The sequence below is a fragment of the Brucella sp. TWI559 genome (genome assembly GCF_039674265.1).
In the GTDB taxonomy this organism is placed as follows: domain Bacteria; phylum Pseudomonadota; class Alphaproteobacteria; order Rhizobiales; family Rhizobiaceae; genus Brucella; species Brucella chromiisoli.
The window spans coordinates 83,289-100,226 of the sequence record NZ_JBDJNE010000006.1; the positions used below are offsets into that span (position 1 = coordinate 83,289).

Consider the following 16,938-nt stretch of genomic DNA (forward strand, 5'->3'; position numbering starts at 1 on the left):
GATGACGGCAGCAAAAAGCGAGGCGGCGACGATCTCCGCAGGGCAACGCGAAATGACCGGCGCGGAAATGGTGGTTCAGGCTATGATTGATCATGGTGTGGAACATCTTTTCGGTTATCCGGGTGGTGCCGTGCTGCCGATCTATGACGAACTGTTCCAGCAGGACAAGGTTCAGCATATTCTTGTTCGTCACGAGCAAGGCGCAGGCCATGCGGCTGAAGGCTATGCGCGTTCGACGGGCAAGGTTGGCGTTATGCTGGTTACGTCTGGTCCGGGTGCTACCAATGCTGTTACGCCTTTGCAGGACGCGCTTATGGATTCGATCCCGCTGGTCTGCATTTCCGGTCAGGTTCCGACCACACTCATTGGCTCTGATGGTTTTCAGGAGGCCGATACGGTTGGTATTACCCGCCCTTGCACCAAGCACAACTGGCTGGTTCGCAACGTCAACGATCTTTCGCGCGTCTTGCATGAGGCTTTCCATATTGCCTCAACAGGGCGTCCGGGGCCGGTTCTGGTTGATATCCCGAAGGATATTCAGTTTGCGACCGGTATTTATACACCGCCGCAGACTGCACCGCGCACCAGCTATCGCCCAACGATCGAGGGTGACAAGTCGGCCATCGCGCAGGCTGTTGAAATGTTGTTGAGCGCCAAAAAGCCTGTCATTTATTCCGGCGGCGGTGTTATCAATTCCGGTCCTGCTGCAACGAAGCTTTTGCGTGAGCTGGTTGAAATCAGCGATTTCCCGATCACTTCGACCCTGATGGGCTTGGGTGCCTATCCTGCATCGGGCAAGAACTGGCTGGGTATGCTCGGAATGCACGGCACATACGAAGCCAATATGACCATGCATGATTGCGATGTCATGCTGTGCGTTGGTGCGCGTTTTGATGACCGTATCACGGGTCGTCTCAATGCCTTTGCTCCGCATTCGCGCAAGATTCACATCGATATTGATCCATCATCGATCAACAAGAATGTTCGCGTTGATGTGCCGATCATCGGTGACGTGGCGCATGTTCTCGAAGATATTGTTCGTCAGTTCCGCGCTTCCGAAAAGAAGCCCGAAAAGAACGCAATTGCTGCCTGGTGGGAGCAGATCAACCGCTGGCGTGCTCGAAAGTCACTGGCCTATACGCCGAACAAAGACGTGATCATGCCGCAATATGCGTTGCAGCGCTTGAATGAACTGACCAAGGATCGTGACACTTATATCACGACCGAAGTTGGCCAGCATCAGATGTGGGCTGCACAGTTCATGGATTTTGACGCACCAAATCGCTGGATGACTTCGGGTGGTCTCGGCACCATGGGCTATGGTTTGCCTGCGGCTCTGGGTGTTCAGATTGCGCATCCTGATGCGCTGGTTATTGATATTGCTGGTGATGCGTCGATCCAGATGTGCATTCAGGAAATGTCGGCTGCCATCCAGTATGAAGCGCCGATCAAGATTTTCATCCTGAACAATCAATATATGGGTATGGTTCGTCAGTGGCAGCAGTTGCTGCATGGCAATCGCTTGTCACATTCCTATACGGAAGCAATGCCAGATTTCGTGAAGCTGGCAGAAGCTTATGGCGCGCATGGTATTCGCTGCGATAAACCAGAGAAGCTTGATGATGCGATTATGGAAATGATTGAAGTCAAAAAGCCGGTTATCTTTGATTGCCGCGTTGCCAATCTCGCCAACTGCTTCCCGATGATTCCATCTGGTAAGGCACATAATGAAATGCTGTTGCCTGATGAAGCGACCGATGAAGCTGTTGCCAATGCCATTGACGCCAAGGGCCGTTCCCTAGTCTGATCCGGAGTAAAGAACATGAACGCACAAAATCTAGCATCCGGCTCGGCATATTTTATTGCAGCGGATACCCAGACACCGGAAACCCATACGCTTTCGGTTCTCGTTGATAACGAACCGGGCGTTCTCGCCCGTGTCATTGGCCTGTTTTCAGGCCGCGGCTACAACATTGAAAGCCTGACGGTTTCTGAAACCGAGCATGAGCAGCATCTGTCGCGCATCACGATTGTGACACGTGGCACGCCAAATGTTCTCGATCAGATCCGCCATCAGTTGGAGCGCATCGTGCCGGTGCACCGCGTGGTTGATATGACCTACCGCGCCGTCGAACTTGGCCATGAACGTCCGATTGAGCGTGAGCTTGCGCTGATCAAGGTTGCAGGAAAGGGCGAGGCGCGTGCTGAAACCCTGCGCCTGACCGATGCCTTTAATGCCAAGATTGTGGATGCAACGACCGAGCATTTCATTGTGGAGATTACCGGCAAGACGGCCAAGATCGACCAGTTCATTTCGCTGATGAAGCCGCTTGGTCTGGTTGAAATCTGTCGCACGGGTGTGGCTGCCATGAACCGTGGGCCTCAGGGACTGTAAATAGCAAGCTTAATCGAGACAATATCGGCTGAAACCGGCACAATGTTTCGATTGTGCCGGTTTTTTATTGAGCTAATTTGTAGCTACAATTCAGGTCAAATCACTATGTCTCTTGAAATATTTCTGGCGCTTGTTGTCTTTGCATTTGTTTCGTCGGTCACGCCCGGTCCCAACAATCTGATGCTGCTTGCATCCGGTGTGAATTTCGGTTTCCGGCGCACGATTCCGCATATGCTGGGCATTGGCGTGGGGTTTTTTATCCTGTTGCTGGCCGTGGGTTTTGGCCTTGGTGCGCTGATTGAAACCGTGCCGTCGTTCTATATGGCGTTGAAGTTCGCGGGTGGCGCTTACATGCTCTATCTTGCGTGGAAAATTGCCACATCGCGTTCCATCGGTGAGTCTAAAAGACGCGACAAGACAAAACCCATGTCGTTTTTGCAGGCACTGGCTTTCCAGTGGGTCAATCCCAAAGCCTGGGTGATGGCAATCACCGGTATTGCGACCTATGCAAACCACGACAATTATTATGTTGCCGTTCTTCTGGTGAGTGCTGCTTTTGCGATGGTTAACCTGCCGAGTGTCTCCGTCTGGGCGGGGTTTGGTACGCTGTTGCGCAACTGGCTCTCCGATCCTGTTCGATTGAAATGGTTCAATTTAATCATGGCGTTGTTGCTGGTTTTGAGCCTTTGGCCAATGCTGAAATAGCGTGTTGAAGAGGTGAATGATGTCCATACTTCCCACTTATGACGATGTGATCTCCGCTGCCAGACAGATTGAAGGCCATGCGCATCACACACCGGTTTTCACGTCATCAATCCTTGATCGAGAAACCGGGGCTGAGTTCTTTTTCAAATGCGAAAACTTTCAGCGTATTGGTGCGTTCAAGTTTCGTGGGGCGTTTAATGCTTTGTCGCGGTTTTCAGATGAGCAGAAGAAGCGCGGCGTGCTTGCCTTTTCTTCCGGCAATCATGCGCAGGCGATCGCGCTGGCCGCGAAATTATTAAATATTGGTGCGACGATTATCATGCCCGAAGATGCGCCGGCGGCCAAGCTCGACGCAACGCGGGGTTATGGCGCAAAAGTCGTTACCTATAATCGTTATACCGAAGATCGCGACGCTCTTTCGAAGACGCTGGCCGAGGAGGGTGGGCTGACGCTTATTCCGCCGTTTAATCATCCTGATATTATTGCAGGGCAGGGCACGGCAGCAAAGGAACTGATTGAAGAGGTTGGCCCGCTGGATGCATTGTTTGTCTGCCTTGGCGGCGGTGGACTGCTGGCGGGTTCAGCCTTGGCTGCCAAAGCACTTTCCCCTTCCTGCGATGTTTATGGTGTGGAGCCAGAAGCAGGCAATGACGGTCAGCAGTCGTTCCGCTCAGGCAAGATCGTCCATATCGACGTTCCGCAGACCTTGGCGGATGGTGCGCAGTCACAAGCTTTGGGTGAGCTCACCTTTGCTATTATCCGTAAGACTGTTCGCGATATTTTGAGTGTCAGCGACGATGAACTTGTGCAGGGCATGAAGTTTTTCGCAAGCCGTATGAAAATGGTGGTTGAGCCGACCGGCTGTCTGGCGTTTGCCGGTGCAAGACAGATCGCATCAAGCCTGAAGGGCAAGCGGGTTGGCGTGATTGTGAGCGGCGGAAATGTTGATCTTGATAAGTTTGCGGCATTGGTAAGCCAAAAGGTTTGATCACGGTTTGATCTTGTGTTTGGGCGGCGAATCCTGTCTGAACAGCATATGCAGTTTTCTCCAGAGCAGGATCAGGCCTTGAAGGCCGTTGGACAATGGCTGAAAGAAGGGCGTTCGCCCATTTTTCGGCTGTTTGGCTATGCCGGTACAGGTAAAACGACGCTGGCGCGTTATTTTGCCGAGCATGTCGATGGCGAAGTGCAGTTTGCTGCCTTCACCGGCAAGGCAGCGCAGGTATTGCGCTCGAAGGGCGCGAACAATGCCCGCACGCTGCATTCGCTGATCTATCGCCCGCGTGGTGAAGAAGCGATTGAAGACGAGACGACGGGCAAGACGTCTATTTCGCCGACTTTTTCGCTTAATCGTCAAAGCCCTGTGGCCAAAGCGGCGCTGATCGTTGTGGATGAATGTTCTATGGTCGATGAGCAGCTCGGCCGCGATCTCATGACATTTGGTACGCCGATTTTGGTGTTGGGCGATCCGGGCCAGTTACCGCCAATCTCCGGCGGTGGGTTCTTCACCGAACATGAGCCGGATTATCTGCTCACTGAAATTCATCGGCAGGCACGTGATAACCCCATTATCCGCATGGCGCTTGATGTGCGTGAGGGCAGGGAGTTGAGCTATTGCGATGAGGGCCGGGCGAAGGTCATCTCCAAGTCGCAAGTCAATCAGGATCTGGTTCTGGCGGCTGATCAGGTGCTTGTCGGCACAAACCGCACACGTAAGCGCTATAATCAGCGGCTGCGTGAGCTGAAAGGTTTCAGCGCAGATTATCCGCAGGCTGGCGATAAGCTGGTTTGTTTACGCAATGATCCGGCCAAGGGGCTGCTGAACGGATCTCTTTGGAAAGTGATGACCTCATCCAAGGAAACCGTGAAACCCGGAATCAATCTTCTGGTGTCGCCGGAAGATGAAGATCGTGGCGTTGCCAAAATCAAATTGCTCAAGGCACAGTTTGAAGACCCGGATGCTGAAATTCCGTGGCAGACCAAAAAACGCTTTGATGATTTTGATTATGGATATGCGCTGACTGTGCACAAGGCGCAGGGTTCGCAGTGGGATAATGTCGTGCTGTTTGATGAAAGCTATGCATTCCGCGACACGCGCGAGCGCTGGCTTTATACGGCCATCACGCGTGCTGCGGAGCAGTTGACGATTGTAAAGTGATTGCTCAAGTGATCAGTGTTCTTGTGGCTTGGCGTCCAGCCATTCCCACGCCTTCGGCTCATCATCCGATTCAAATGTGCGCATTTCTATCGAGAGAAATGGCTGCATCAGTGTGACGCTGGCCTGTATCCACAAAGGACCGCCGACAATCGCGTAACGACGCAGATGTCGCAGTGATTTTGCGCGCATGGAGAGCATGCTTTCGGAAAAAGCAGCTCCCCAGTCAACGCCTTCATAGCCAGTCAGCCGGATAAGCAGGTCGATTTCTTCATGACCTTCATAGGCCGCATCAAGCAGGCCATAGAGGTTTTCCAGCGCTGCATCATCCAGATGCCCTTCGATTGCAAAAGCGAAGACGTCCTCGCGATTGGTGGGAATGCGTCGAATGACCGGAATATCTTCATTGCGCATTGGTGACCTCCAGTTTCTGAATGCTTTGTTGTTCGGTAAAACGTTGCTGGTGGGGCAAAAGTTGCGAAAAAGCGTATGAAAGTTTCCATTCGGGCCGCTGTTGGAAATTGTTTGTGAGATGCGGTCTTAAACACTCACATTTTTTCTCAACGGACGATATAAAGCCATATCCTTATTTGAGGGAGCCACGCTCTATGCCTGCAAAACTGTCCGTCAATCTTAATGCCATCGCCATGTTGCGCAATAGGCGTGATCTCCCCTGGCCAAGTGTTACCGGCCTTGGACGTGCAGCGCTTGCAGCCGGTGCCGCTGGTTTGACAGTGCATCCGCGCCCCGATCAGCGCCATATCCGCTTTTCCGATCTTGCTGATATTCGTGCTTTGATCGATGATGAATACCCGCTGGCCGAGTTCAATATCGAAGGCTTTCCGACAGAAGCTTTTCTGGAACTGGTGGAAAAGCATCAGCCGCAACAGGTGACGCTGGTTCCTGATGATCCGATGCAGGCGACATCCGATCATGGTTGGGACTTTGAAACAAAGTCGGATTTTCTGGAGCCTATTGTTCAGCGGCTCAAGGCAAACGGTATGCGTGTATCGCTTTTTGCTGATCCCGATCCGCTTGGCTATGAAAAGGCCAAGGCTATCGGCGCTGACCGGATTGAGCTTTACACCGGCCCTTATGGGGCGACCTATGACGATCCCGCGGCTGCATCGCATGAGATAAATCGTCTTGGCAAAGCTGCGGATGCTGCAACAGCGCTCGGGCTTGCAATCAATGCTGGGCACGATCTGACAGTTGAAAATCTCCCCGCGCTGGTCAAACGTGTACCGCAATTGAGTGAAGTGTCGATTGGCCACGGCTTGACTGCAGATGCGTTAATGTATGGTATGCCAGTGACCGTCAGCCGTTATATTGCTGCGCTTGCGGGATAAAAAGGGGCTCCTAAAACGCATGGCTGCTAATCAAGCCGTGCGAATTTCGCGTTTGTGCGCGGACGCGACAAGATATAAACCGCGCGCCACAGATCATGCGCTGCGTGCACAGGATCGTTTGAGGGAAGCATACATGAAGTTTTCCACTGTCCTTGTTCCGTGCTATGGCGTTGGTTCAGTATATTTTTCTTTGAAAAGTTTGATTTTTATACATGCGGCACATGGCCGTTGACGGCTTATTCGCCTCTACACTCTCTGATATTCCATTTCGATATTTATGAAGGTGTCTGCATATGAGCAGCGAGAATACAGATAAGAGCGTTTCATCCTCAGGCGATGCGATAGAGACGAATACGCTGCCCGTTAGTATCTCTCCTGAGAACAACACCGTTTCGGAAGAAAACGATCATTCACACGACAGCATGAAAATGCTGCTGCTTGGAGCGCTGGGCGTTGTCTACGGCGATATCGGTACCAGCCCGATCTATGCTTTTCGCGAGGCGCTGCATGCGGCAACTTCGGATGGTATTCTCTCGCGGTCCGATATTCTCGGGGTCGTTTCGCTGATCTTCTGGGCGCTTCTGCTCGTTGTGACGGTTAAATATGTGATCTTTGTATTGCGCGCCGACAATAACGGTGAAGGCGGCATTCTCTCTTTGATGGCACTGGTACGGTCTGTCCTGAAAGGGCGGCCTGATCTTATTCTGGGGGCAGGGATTTGCGGTGCGGCGCTTTTTTTTGGTGATGCGGTCATTACGCCAGCCATTTCGGTGCTTTCGGCTGTTGAAGGGGTTCAGATTGTAGCACCTCACATGACGCCCTTCGTGGTGCCGATTACCCTCGTCATTCTTGTTGTTCTCTTCTCAATCCAGAAATACGGAACAGGCAAGGTTGCGATTGTTTTCGGGCCGATTATGGCCGTGTGGTTTCTGGCGCTTGGTGCATTGGGGCTTTGGCACATCTTTGATGATCCCACAGTTATGGCCGCCCTTAATCCTTATTATGCGGTGCGCTTTTTGGCTGTTAGCCCCGGTGTTGCCTTTATCACTGTTGGCGCCGTGTTTCTTGCCATGACAGGTGCAGAGGCACTTTATGCCGATCTCGGGCATTTTGGACGAAAGCCGATTGTGCGGGCCTGGCTGTGGATCGTTTTCCCCAGCTTGCTGCTCAATTATTTCGGACAAGCTGCATTCGTGCTTTCGCACGGTGAAGCTGCGGCGCTGCCATTTTTCGAGATGATGCCGAAATTTGCACTGTGGCCGATGGTCTTGCTCGCAACGGCTGCGACGGTGATTGCCAGTCAGGCGGTTATCAGTGGCGCGTTTTCTGTTGCACGCCAGGCTGTCCAGCTTAATATTCTGCCGCGTCTGGAAATCCAGCATACGTCCGAAAAACTGCACGGACAGATTTATATCCCGCGCGTCAATCTGCTGCTCGGTCTGACGGTTATTATTCTGGTGCTTGGCTTTGAGAAATCCAACAATCTGGCATCTGCATATGGTATTGCTGTTACCGGCAATATGTTGGTCACGACTGGTCTTCTTTATTTTGTCATGACACGCATCTGGAACTGGCGTGTCAGCCGTGCCTTGCCGGTTATCGCAGGGTTTTTTATCGTTGATCTTCTGTTTTTTAGCGCGAACATCATCAAAGTACATGAGGGCGGCTGGGCCTCTATTCTGTTTGCCGCCATTCTGGTGATCATCATGTGGACATGGGTGCGCGGCACCCGACACCTGTTCCAGAAGACGCGTAAGGCAGAAGTGCCGCTTGATCTGATCGTCGAGCAAATGAACAAGCGTCCGCCAACCATTGTGCCGGGTACTGCGGTGTTTCTGACCGGTGATCCGAAAAGTGCGCCGACAGCGCTGATGCACAGTCTCAAGCATTATAAGGTTCTGCACGAGAACAACGTGATCCTCACGGTGGTTACGGCCTCAAAGCCATGGGTTTCCAGTGCGGATCGCGCGCGCGTTTCGCAATATAATGAGCGCTTCATGCTGGTGACGCTGACTTTTGGCTATATGCAGCAACCCAATATTCCGCGCGCGTTGGGCTTATGCCGGAAACTTGGCTGGAAGTTCGATATTATGACAACGTCTTTCTTTTTGTCGCGCCGCTGGCTGAAAGCATCAGCGCATTCCGGCATGCCGCTTTGGCAGGATAAGCTGTTTATTTTGTTGGCGCGTACCGCATCGGATGCAACAGAATATTTCCAGATACCAACGGGGCGTGTTGTCGAGATCGGAACACAGGTTAATATCTGATCTTTACGGGTTTCAATTTGCGGGGCGCATTTCAGAATTTGATTCTGGAATGCGCCCTTTGTTTTTGATTTTGCTCGCTTCTTTCCTGTTGCCCAAAACATGGGCCGGGGGACAATTCTAAAATCTTTCCTGGTTGTGAAAAATCCTGCTTGACGGTCATCCAAGCTGGGATTAATAAACGGAACCGTACCGTACGGTACAAAGTGGAGGGATTGATCCGTGACTGATAAAAGCGACGAATTGCAGGCTAAGAAGCAGCCGTCTTTCTCGCCGCGTCAGAACGAAGTTCTGGAGCAGGCGTTGCGTCTTCTTGTTGAGGGCGGTGACCGCGCTTTGACAACGGCAAGCATTGCGCGCGCCGCCAATTGCTCCAAAGAAAGCCTCTATAAATGGTTTGGCGATCGCGACGGTTTGCTCACCGCAATGGTTCGCTGGCAGGCGTCGAAGGTTCGTGTTGTCCCTGTTGCGCGCGAAAAGCTAGATGCGGAATCGCTCTTTTCCAGCCTTGAGCATTTTGCGCGCGATTGGCTGCTCGTGCTCTCTGGTCCGACGTCCATTGCTTTGAACCGTCTGGCGGTCAGTCATACAGCATCAGGCAAGTCGGCTTTGGGGGATATCGTTCTTGCCAATGGTCCGGTTGCAATGGCAAAGCGTCTCAAGCCCATTCTTGAAATTGGTCAGGAAGCAAAGCTGCTGGCTTTTGACGACATTAACGAAGCATTTCGTGCATTTTTCGGACTTGTCGTCCGGGACATGCAGATCCGGTTGCTGCTTGGCGATCGGCTGGAACTGACTGACGAAGTGGTTATCCGGGACGCCCGGCGCGCCACAAAGCAGTTTTTCGCTCTTTACGGGGCATAATCGTCTGCGGATACGAGGAAGCCGCAGGGAAATCTGAATGAAGGGAATATGAAATGCGCGTTTATTACGATCGTGATGCAGACGTTAATCTGATCAAGTCGAAGAAGGTTGTTATCGTCGGTTACGGTAGCCAGGGGCGCGCTCATGCGCTCAACCTCAAGGACTCCGGCGCTGCCAATGTGCGCATCGCTCTTCGTGAAGGTTCGGCGACTGCCAAGAAGGCCGAAGCTGATGGCTTTGAAGTGATGAATGTTGCGGATGCAGCCAAGTGGGCCGACCTTCTGATGATGGCAACGCCTGACGAATTGCAGGCTGACATCTACAAGGATCACATTCAGGACAACATCCGTGACGGCGCAGCGATTGCTTTCGCTCACGGCCTCAATGTTCACTTTGGCCTGATCGAGCCAAAGAAGACCGTTGACGTTGTCATGATCGCACCAAAGGGTCCGGGCCACACGGTTCGCGGCGAATACCAGAAGGGCGGCGGCGTTCCTTGCCTTATCGCTATCCATCAGGATGCTTCGGGCAACGCACATGACCTTGCTCTCTCCTACGCTTCGGGCGTTGGTGGCGGCCGTTCGGGCGTTATCGAAACCACCTTCAAGGAAGAATGCGAAACCGATCTGTTCGGTGAGCAGGCTGTTCTTTGCGGTGGTGTTGTCGAACTCATCCGCACCGGTTTTGAAGTTCTGGTTGAAGCTGGTTATGCACCAGAAATGGCTTACTTCGAGTGCCTGCACGAAATGAAACTTATCGTGGATCTGATCTACGAAGGCGGCATTGCCAACATGAACTACTCGATCTCCAACACTGCTGAGTGGGGCGAATATGTCACTGGCCCTCGCATCATCACCGCTGAAACCAAGGAAGAAATGAAGCGCGTTCTGAAAGACATTCAGACCGGCAAGTTCACTTCCGATTGGATGCAGGAATACCGTGCGGGTGCAGCGCGCTTCAAGGGTATCCGTCGCAACAACGACAGCCACCAGATCGAAGAAGTTGGCGAAAAGCTCCGCGGCATGATGCCATGGATCGCAGCCAACAAGCTCGTGGACAAGGCACGCAACTAAAAATCTGCGATATTCAGGCTCTGGCCGTCTGCCAATGGCGCTTTGTTCCGTTTCGAGTGCGTACGTCCTTTATGTATGCTCCGTTCCGGTTCTCGCAAAGCACCATTTTCGCCAGGCGATAAGTCTGAACTTCATCAGATTTTAGGTGCTTTTCGATCAGAGAAAAAGAGGGGCGTTTCTTACGCCCCTTTAATACATGGCAATGATTTGGTTTTTCAGTGCAAGCTATCCCGCACGAAAAGATCGTCAAATGCCTTTTGAATTTATGTTTTGTGCGTGGTTGAGCCAAAACAATTCGGAATATCTTTATTCCATGTGAACATGGAAAGAGGTGTTCTCGTTGGCTGAAATTTGCGCTATCGCTTTACCCTTCTATGGTGAAGTTTGAGGAGGCTTTGCCTTCAAACGAATTGAGGAGATTTCCGGTGCTGGACTGGGAAACTGTATTTGCAACGCGTTCGAAACGCATGCGCGCTTCGGAAATCCGTGAACTTCTGAAATTGCTGGAACGTCCGGATATTATTTCCTTTGCTGGCGGCATTCCCGACCCGGCGCTGTTTCCGCATGCCGAATTCCAGAGCGCCTATCAGGACGTTTTTGGTGGTCCTGAAGCCAATGCAGCTCTGCAATATTCCGTGTCGGAAGGATATAAGCCGCTGCGCACCTGGTTGGTGGGTGAGCTTGCCAAGATCGGTATTCCCTGCACCGAGGACAATGTGTTCATTACGTCCGGTTCGCAGCAGGCGCTCGATTATCTCGGCAAGCTTTTCATTTCGCCAAATGACACAGCTCTTGTGACGGCTCCGACCTATCTCGGCGCCTTGCAGGCATTCAATGCCTATGAACCGACTTACGACACGCTCTCGCTGAACGGCAACCGCACACCGGATTCCTATAAGCAGGCTGCGGAAAGCGCTGGCGGGCAGGTCAAGTTTGCTTATCTTTCGGCAGACTTCAGCAACCCGACCGGAGAAACGGTTGGTCTCGCCGGCCGGAAAAAACTGCTCGCAGAAGCTGATGAGCTTGATATTCCGATCATCGAAGATGCGGCCTATCAGTATCTGCGTTACAATGGCGAAGCGATTGCGCCGATCCTGTCGCTGGATATCGCACGTCATGATGGCGACATTGAAAAGACCCGCACCATCTATTGCGGCTCCTTCTCCAAGACCCTCGCACCGGGCCTGCGCGTTGGTTACGTCGTTGCTGCGCAGTCGGTCATCCGCAAACTGGTTTTGATGAAGCAGGCTGCTGATCTGCACTCTTCAACAATCAACCAGATTGTTGTTCATCGCGTCGCCTCAAGCGGTTTTGACAAACAGGTCGCTAAACTGCATGGCGTTTACAAGCATCGCCGCGATAAGATGCTGGAAGCGCTTGCCAAGTATATGCCGGAAGGCACGGAATGGACAAAGCCGGAAGGTGGCATGTTCATCTGGGTCACGTTGCCAAAGGGCATGGACGGTGCTGCATTGCTCGCAGCCTCAATTGAGAGCGAGAAGGTGGCCTTTGTTCCGGGTAAAGCATTCTTTGCCGATGGTACGGGCGCGAATACCCTGCGTTTGAGCTATTCATGCGCCAATGACGAAATGATTGACGAAGGTATCATGCGTCTTGGACGTTTGATCCGCACGCATTCCAAATCGGAAGCTGCATAAAATATTTAAAAGCCGGACAACGTCCGGCTTTTTCATTATTGAAACGGTGAATTGCAGTTTGTGCGTGGCCCCGCCAAAGGTTGATAGGTGTCGTCCGAAGTGCGATAGCTGCGATAACGGTTTGAGCACCATGAAATATGGTTGCTGCTTGGACCGAGAGTTTTAACAGCTGTGCGATCCGATGGGCGGACCTGAAGCGGGTCGCCATTTTTGTAGATCGGGATGCCTTCGGGCGAGATGTAGTTTCCGCTGTCACGGCAGCCCACACCATAACACTTACCTGATCCTGCTTGCGGCTGATAAGTTCGCGGCAACCCGCCAGCGATAGGGGGCGTGCTTGGGCGCAAAGACGGCACGTAAGGCGTGTTCAGATCAACCGCCGCAGCGCTGCCTGCAAGGCTTACCGCGAACAGACCTGAGCAAAGTGCGATGCATCTTATCTTTCCAAGCATTTTCGGTATCCCGGTTTGCAGACATTATATGGTGGTATTTGCGATCAAAACCAGCGCAGCTGTGCAATTTTAAAAAGAAGCCCTTGCCAATCATGACGCAAGCCGCGAGATTGCGCAGGCATGTTTACGATAGCCACATTTAATGTCGAAAATCTGATGCGCCGGTTTGATTTTTCCGGCTTTCGCAATGAATTACATCAGGATCGTTCGCTTAAACTTTTTGAGATTGGCGATGAAGCGCAATATCGTTTGTTGGAGCAGTCGCGTGCTATTGCCCATACGGATGACACACGTCAGTTGACTGCTCTTGCTATCGCAGAAACACGGGCCGATGTGCTTTGCCTGCAAGAGGTCGATAATCTCGCTGCGCTGAATGCGTTTGAATATGGCTATCTGTTCAAGATGGTCGGGCAGGGCTATCGCAACAAATATTTGATTGATGGCAATGACAGCCGCGGCATTGATGTGGCTGTTATGGCACGAGATGCGACGCGCCATGGTCAACGCATTGAAGTGATGCAAGTCACAAGCCATGCGCATCTCACCTACAAGGAATTGGACCTTTATCAGCCCGTGCTGGCTGAACTGGGACTTGAGCCGCATGATCGTATTTTTAAGCGTGATTGCCTCAATCTCGATTTGCGCATCGATGGCAAGCCTTTGTCTTTGTTTGTGGTTCATCTCAAATCGATGAGCGGTGCCCGCAATGGTTTTGACGGGCGGACTGCTTCTCTGCCGGTGCGGCAGGCGGAAACGCGGGCCATTCGGCACATTATCGAAGAAAAATTCGGCATCGGTCGTACGGCAGACAAGCGCTGGCTTATTTGCGGGGATTTCAATGATTATCGCGAGCGGATCGTCATTGAGGGCGATGAATGGAATGGCTATCAGTTTACGCCGACTTCGGAAGAGACAAGCGCGCTGGATGTGCTGCTGGGTGATGGTTTTGCCGTCAATCTGGTTGAGCGCCGCCCTGTCATGGATCGCTGGACGCTTTATCACACGCGTGGTCCACAGGAACGCCATCTTTGCCAGCTTGATTACATTCTGGCCTCGCCATCGCTGGCGCATAAAAATGAGCGCGCCATTCCGCAGATTATTCGGCGCGGCCAGCCGTGGCGGACCATTTTCCCGCCGGGGCAGGATGTTGATCGTTATCCGCGCACGGGATGGGACCGACCAAAAGCCAGCGATCACTGCCCTGTGGCCGTCACGTTGAATATCGTCTGAAATAGAGGCTGCTGATGCGAAATGTGAAAGAAAACACGGTCTACGTGATGGACCGCGTTGATGTCCGGGTTTTGCCGGGGGCGCTTTCCTATAGCGAGGCAAACAGACAAGCGATTGCTGCCAACTGGCATCGGGCGGTGGCTGCCAATCCGATGCTTTTTGATGGTGAGATTTATCTTGCACCGCAGGCGCATCTTGATGAAGGCGTATTGGAGGCTGGTTTCAGACGCACGAGTTTTGCAACGCTGATGTATTGGCGGCATGACCGGGCATCGCAAAGGCCATGGCACATCTTTGGTGTTGGGGTGATCGTGTCGGCTGAAGGCCATCTGATTGCAGCGCGTATGGGCGCGCATAACGCCGTTGCGGGTCGCGTTTATTTTCCAGCCGGTTCCATTGATGACAATGATATTGTCGGGGACCGTGCCGATTATGAAGCCAATATGGCCCGCGAAGTGCGCGAAGAGACCGGGATCGATCTTGGCAAGGCGAAAGCAGAGCCGAAATTCCATCTCGTGACAGCTGATGGTAGCATTGCGCTTTTCCGCCGTTATTATTTTGATCTTTCGACCGCAGAGATTCTTGAGCAGATCGAAGCCAACCTTGCCGCACAGAAGCAACCGGAGCTGAGTGAAATCATTCCCATCACAAAGGCCGGTATGATGGGACAGGCAACGCCGTCCTATGTTCGGGCCTTTGCAGACTGGCATTTTCAAAATCAACATTAAGAGTTGTTTCTTACAGATGACAGCGGCGCGAAATTGACTATGCTCGCACGGACAAATATTCAATGCGCCGCATTGAGCGCATTGTGTTTTGGTGCTGTTTGCTGAGTGTTGTGAGGGAGAGGGTAAAGATGACCGAAGCTGCCGGTTCCGGCCGATATTATGAGATTTTCGACGTTTTCGCCGATAAGGCTCTGGCTGGGAATCCGTTGGCTGTTGTCCACGACAGTGAGGGGCTGACGGATGCGCGCATGCAAGCCATTGCGCGCGAGTTTAATCTGTCCGAGACGGTTTTCATCTTTCCGCCTGAAAACCCGGTGCACGAGGCTGCTGTTCGGATTTTTACGCCGGATTATGAACTTCCCTTTGCTGGACATCCAACAGTGGGCGCGGCTGTGTCGTTGGCGCGTCATCGCAGGACGGGTGATGAGTCGGACCGGCTTGTAACGCTGGAAGAGAAAGTCGGTGTTGTTCGCTGCGGCGTTATTCTTGGCGACAACAGCGCCTTTGCAGAATTTGATCTGCCGCGCCTGCCGGAAAAACTTGATATCAAGATCGAGAAAGAAGAAGCGGCCGCAGCCATCGGGCTTGGTACGCATGAAATCGGCTTTGAGAATCACGTGCCCGCTGTCTGGAGTGCTGGAACGCCTTATCTTCTTGTTCCGGTGCATAATCTCATTGCTGCCGCCAAAGTATCGATCGATCCGGTGTATGTAAGCGAGACCCTGCCGCATGTCGCTGACCGGCCTTTGCCGATTTATGTTTATTGCCGCGAAACCATTCTGTTCGACAGCAATTATCATGCGCGCATGTTTGTGACGGGCTCCAATGTTTACGAGGACCCGGCAACCGGTTCCGCCGCGGCGGCTTTTGCTGGTATGATCCTTGCCAAGGATAAGCCGGTGGACGGCAGTTCGCAGTGGTGGATAGAGCAGGGTATGGAAATGGGGCGCCCATCACGTATCCGGCTTGAACTGGATGTTTCCAAGCAGATGCTGACCAGTGCGCGCATCGGCGGCACGGCAGTCAAGATTGCCGAAGGACGCCTGTTCGTCTGACCGAAGCTTAACGGATATAAAGAACGAAGGACGGTTGCCATGATAATCAAGGAAATGTCGGAATATGACATTCGCGATATGAGCCAGCATACGCAGATCGGACGGTTGGGTTATGTTCTGAATAACCGTCCTTATGTTGTTCCGCTTGGGTTCCGGTTTAACGGCGGGTCACTTTATTCTTTCACAACGGACGGCCAGAAGACCGAGGCCATGCGCAAGAACGATGCCGTCTGCGTGCTCTTTGACGACATCGTTTCGAAAACAAAGTGGCGCAGTGTGGTTGTGAATGGCCATTATCGTGAAATTGACCGGGAAGACGAAAAGGCAGCAATCGTCAATATGTTGGCCAATGAGCCGACCTGGTGGGAACCTGCCTATACCAAGACCATCACCAGTGGCGGTGCGCAACGCAAACTCGAACCTGTTTTCTTCCGCGTTGATATTGAAAGCGCCACTGGGCATCAGGCCGGGGTTGATGGCTAGCGAACGACCAGAACAGGAATCGTGCTGCGCGTAACCACTTCATAGGTCTGGCTGCCGAGTAACATGCCTTTCAGTCCACGCCGACCGTGAGATGCCATGACGATCAGGTCATTTTGCAGTTCTTTTGCCGTATCGATAATCGATGCGGCCGGGTGCTGCGCCACGACGTGCAATGTGTGGATTTCAACGCCCGCTTCGCTTGCCAGTTCACGCGCGCGCGCCAGGGCTGCATCGGCGTACTCATTCCATTCTTCTTCATAACGCTCGATAAAGGTCGGACTGTCGGTAAAGCCACCGGGCAGGCCGGAAAGCGAATAGGGCGCGGTTACGGTGAGGACAGTAACTTTGCTGCCCATGGCCTTGGCTGTATCAAAGCCATGAACAAGACCGCGTTCTGCAAACTCTGAACCATCGGTGGTGATCAGGATATTTTTATACATGTGCCCTCGCTTTGACTTTATACGCTTTTAAAAGAGGTCGTGAGTTGGTCATACTAGACCTAATATAGCCTCACTATAAGTATACAA

At 52.5% G+C, this 16,938-nt stretch carries 17 protein-coding genes; 14 read left to right on the top strand and 3 right to left on the bottom strand.

All coding sequences use genetic code 11. The features are described 5' to 3' along the window. Position 1: 1 nt before the first annotated feature. From ABE530_RS09815 to ABE530_RS09835, 5 genes are all read left to right on the top strand, one after another. Positions 2-1,807, top strand: coding sequence for an acetolactate synthase 3 large subunit (locus ABE530_RS09815; protein WP_499694391.1), 1,806 nt, complete (start codon positions 2-4; stop codon positions 1,805-1,807). A 15-nt stretch (positions 1,808-1,822) separates the two neighbouring features. Then, a complete protein-coding gene (ilvN, locus tag ABE530_RS09820) occupies positions 1,823-2,395 on the top strand; it encodes an acetolactate synthase small subunit (RefSeq protein WP_265985384.1) in 573 nt (190 codons plus the stop codon). A gap of 105 nt (positions 2,396-2,500) precedes the next feature. After that, positions 2,501-3,100 (top strand): LysE family translocator, encoded by a 600-nt coding sequence (locus ABE530_RS09825; RefSeq protein WP_265985383.1) that lies wholly within the window; start codon positions 2,501-2,503, stop codon positions 3,098-3,100. Positions 3,101-3,119: 19 nt separating this feature from the next. After that, a complete protein-coding gene (locus tag ABE530_RS09830; RefSeq protein ID WP_265985382.1) occupies positions 3,120-4,088 on the top strand; it encodes a threo-3-hydroxy-L-aspartate ammonia-lyase in 969 nt (322 codons plus the stop codon). Between the two features lie 48 nt (positions 4,089-4,136). Then, the gene (locus ABE530_RS09835) at positions 4,137-5,258 is read left to right on the top strand and encodes an ATP-dependent DNA helicase (protein ID WP_265985381.1); all 1,122 of its coding nucleotides are present in this window, start codon (positions 4,137-4,139) and stop codon (positions 5,256-5,258) included. 12 nt (positions 5,259-5,270) lie between these two features. On the opposite strand, the gene ABE530_RS09840 is transcribed toward ABE530_RS09835, so the two are convergent. After that, a complete protein-coding gene (locus tag ABE530_RS09840) occupies positions 5,271-5,669 on the bottom strand; it encodes a SpoIIAA family protein (protein ID WP_499694392.1) in 399 nt (132 codons plus the stop codon). 194 nt (positions 5,670-5,863) lie between these two features. Between ABE530_RS09840 and ABE530_RS09845 the strand changes: the two genes are divergently transcribed. From ABE530_RS09845 to ABE530_RS09865, 5 genes are all read left to right on the top strand, one after another. Continuing rightward, positions 5,864-6,604, top strand: coding sequence for a pyridoxine 5'-phosphate synthase (locus ABE530_RS09845; RefSeq protein ID WP_499694393.1), 741 nt, complete (start codon positions 5,864-5,866; stop codon positions 6,602-6,604). Between the two features lie 422 nt (positions 6,605-7,026). After that, entirely contained in the window at positions 7,027-8,871 is a 1,845-nt protein-coding gene (locus ABE530_RS09850; RefSeq protein ID WP_265985483.1) for a potassium transporter Kup, read from the top strand. Between the two features lie 219 nt (positions 8,872-9,090). Then, the gene (locus tag ABE530_RS09855; protein WP_265985377.1) at positions 9,091-9,732 is read left to right on the top strand and encodes a TetR/AcrR family transcriptional regulator; all 642 of its coding nucleotides are present in this window, start codon (positions 9,091-9,093) and stop codon (positions 9,730-9,732) included. Between the two features lie 53 nt (positions 9,733-9,785). After that, a complete protein-coding gene (gene ilvC, locus ABE530_RS09860) occupies positions 9,786-10,805 on the top strand; it encodes a ketol-acid reductoisomerase (protein ID WP_265985376.1) in 1,020 nt (339 codons plus the stop codon). A 425-nt stretch (positions 10,806-11,230) separates the two neighbouring features. Next, the gene (locus ABE530_RS09865) at positions 11,231-12,463 is read left to right on the top strand and encodes an aminotransferase-like domain-containing protein (RefSeq protein WP_499694394.1); all 1,233 of its coding nucleotides are present in this window, start codon (positions 11,231-11,233) and stop codon (positions 12,461-12,463) included. Between the two features lie 35 nt (positions 12,464-12,498). Here ABE530_RS09865 and ABE530_RS09870 read toward each other — a convergent pair whose 3' ends face one another. After that, positions 12,499-12,915, bottom strand: coding sequence for a BA14K family protein (locus ABE530_RS09870; protein ID WP_499694395.1), 417 nt, complete (start codon positions 12,913-12,915; stop codon positions 12,499-12,501). A 120-nt stretch (positions 12,916-13,035) separates the two neighbouring features. Here ABE530_RS09870 and ABE530_RS09875 point away from each other — a divergent pair, with 120 nt between their 5' ends. The 4 genes from ABE530_RS09875 to ABE530_RS09890 all read left to right on the top strand — a co-directional run bounded on the left by ABE530_RS09875 (position 13,036) and on the right by ABE530_RS09890 (position 16,411). Continuing rightward, positions 13,036-14,145: an endonuclease/exonuclease/phosphatase family protein gene (locus ABE530_RS09875; protein WP_499694396.1), complete on the top strand. Its 1,110-nt coding sequence runs from the start codon at positions 13,036-13,038 to the stop codon at positions 14,143-14,145. 14 nt (positions 14,146-14,159) lie between these two features. Continuing rightward, a complete protein-coding gene (locus ABE530_RS09880) occupies positions 14,160-14,873 on the top strand; it encodes an NUDIX hydrolase (protein WP_499694397.1) in 714 nt (237 codons plus the stop codon). A 128-nt stretch (positions 14,874-15,001) separates the two neighbouring features. Further along, complete coding sequence (locus tag ABE530_RS09885; RefSeq protein ID WP_265985370.1) at positions 15,002-15,928, top strand: PhzF family phenazine biosynthesis protein; 927 nt, start codon at positions 15,002-15,004, stop codon at positions 15,926-15,928. A gap of 39 nt (positions 15,929-15,967) precedes the next feature. Further along, on the top strand, positions 15,968-16,411 hold the full coding sequence (locus ABE530_RS09890; protein ID WP_499694398.1) for a pyridoxamine 5'-phosphate oxidase family protein: 444 nt from the start codon (positions 15,968-15,970) through the stop codon (positions 16,409-16,411). Here the strand turns inward: ABE530_RS09890 and ABE530_RS09895 are convergent. Beyond that, positions 16,408-16,851 (bottom strand): universal stress protein, encoded by a 444-nt coding sequence (locus ABE530_RS09895; protein WP_265985368.1) that lies wholly within the window; start codon positions 16,849-16,851, stop codon positions 16,408-16,410. The genes ABE530_RS09890 and ABE530_RS09895 overlap by 4 nt on opposite strands. Between the last annotated feature and the right edge of the window lie 87 nt (positions 16,852-16,938).

Excerpts from the sequence above, each read along its gene's own strand:
- ABE530_RS09815 (WP_499694391.1), top strand. The coding sequence starts at position 2 with ATGACGGCAGCAAAAAGCGAGGCGGCGACGATCTCCGCAGGGCAACGC.
- ilvN (WP_265985384.1), top strand. The coding sequence starts at position 1,823 with ATGAACGCACAAAATCTAGCATCCGGCTCGGCATATTTTATTGCAGCG.
- ABE530_RS09825 (WP_265985383.1), top strand. The coding sequence starts at position 2,501 with ATGTCTCTTGAAATATTTCTGGCGCTTGTTGTCTTTGCATTTGTTTCG.
- ABE530_RS09830 (WP_265985382.1), top strand. The coding sequence starts at position 3,120 with ATGTCCATACTTCCCACTTATGACGATGTGATCTCCGCTGCCAGACAG.
- ABE530_RS09835 (WP_265985381.1), top strand. The coding sequence starts at position 4,137 with ATGCAGTTTTCTCCAGAGCAGGATCAGGCCTTGAAGGCCGTTGGACAA.
- ABE530_RS09840 (WP_499694392.1), bottom strand. The coding sequence starts at position 5,669 with ATGCGCAATGAAGATATTCCGGTCATTCGACGCATTCCCACCAATCGC.
- ABE530_RS09845 (WP_499694393.1), top strand. The coding sequence starts at position 5,864 with ATGCCTGCAAAACTGTCCGTCAATCTTAATGCCATCGCCATGTTGCGC.
- ABE530_RS09850 (WP_265985483.1), top strand. The coding sequence starts at position 7,027 with ATGAAAATGCTGCTGCTTGGAGCGCTGGGCGTTGTCTACGGCGATATC.
- ilvC (WP_265985376.1), top strand. The coding sequence starts at position 9,786 with ATGCGCGTTTATTACGATCGTGATGCAGACGTTAATCTGATCAAGTCG.
- ABE530_RS09870 (WP_499694395.1), bottom strand. The coding sequence starts at position 12,915 with ATGCTTGGAAAGATAAGATGCATCGCACTTTGCTCAGGTCTGTTCGCG.
- ABE530_RS09875 (WP_499694396.1), top strand. The coding sequence starts at position 13,036 with ATGTTTACGATAGCCACATTTAATGTCGAAAATCTGATGCGCCGGTTT.
- ABE530_RS09880 (WP_499694397.1), top strand. The coding sequence starts at position 14,160 with ATGCGAAATGTGAAAGAAAACACGGTCTACGTGATGGACCGCGTTGAT.
- ABE530_RS09885 (WP_265985370.1), top strand. The coding sequence starts at position 15,002 with ATGACCGAAGCTGCCGGTTCCGGCCGATATTATGAGATTTTCGACGTT.
- ABE530_RS09890 (WP_499694398.1), top strand. The coding sequence starts at position 15,968 with ATGATAATCAAGGAAATGTCGGAATATGACATTCGCGATATGAGCCAG.
- ABE530_RS09895 (WP_265985368.1), bottom strand. The coding sequence starts at position 16,851 with ATGTATAAAAATATCCTGATCACCACCGATGGTTCAGAGTTTGCAGAA.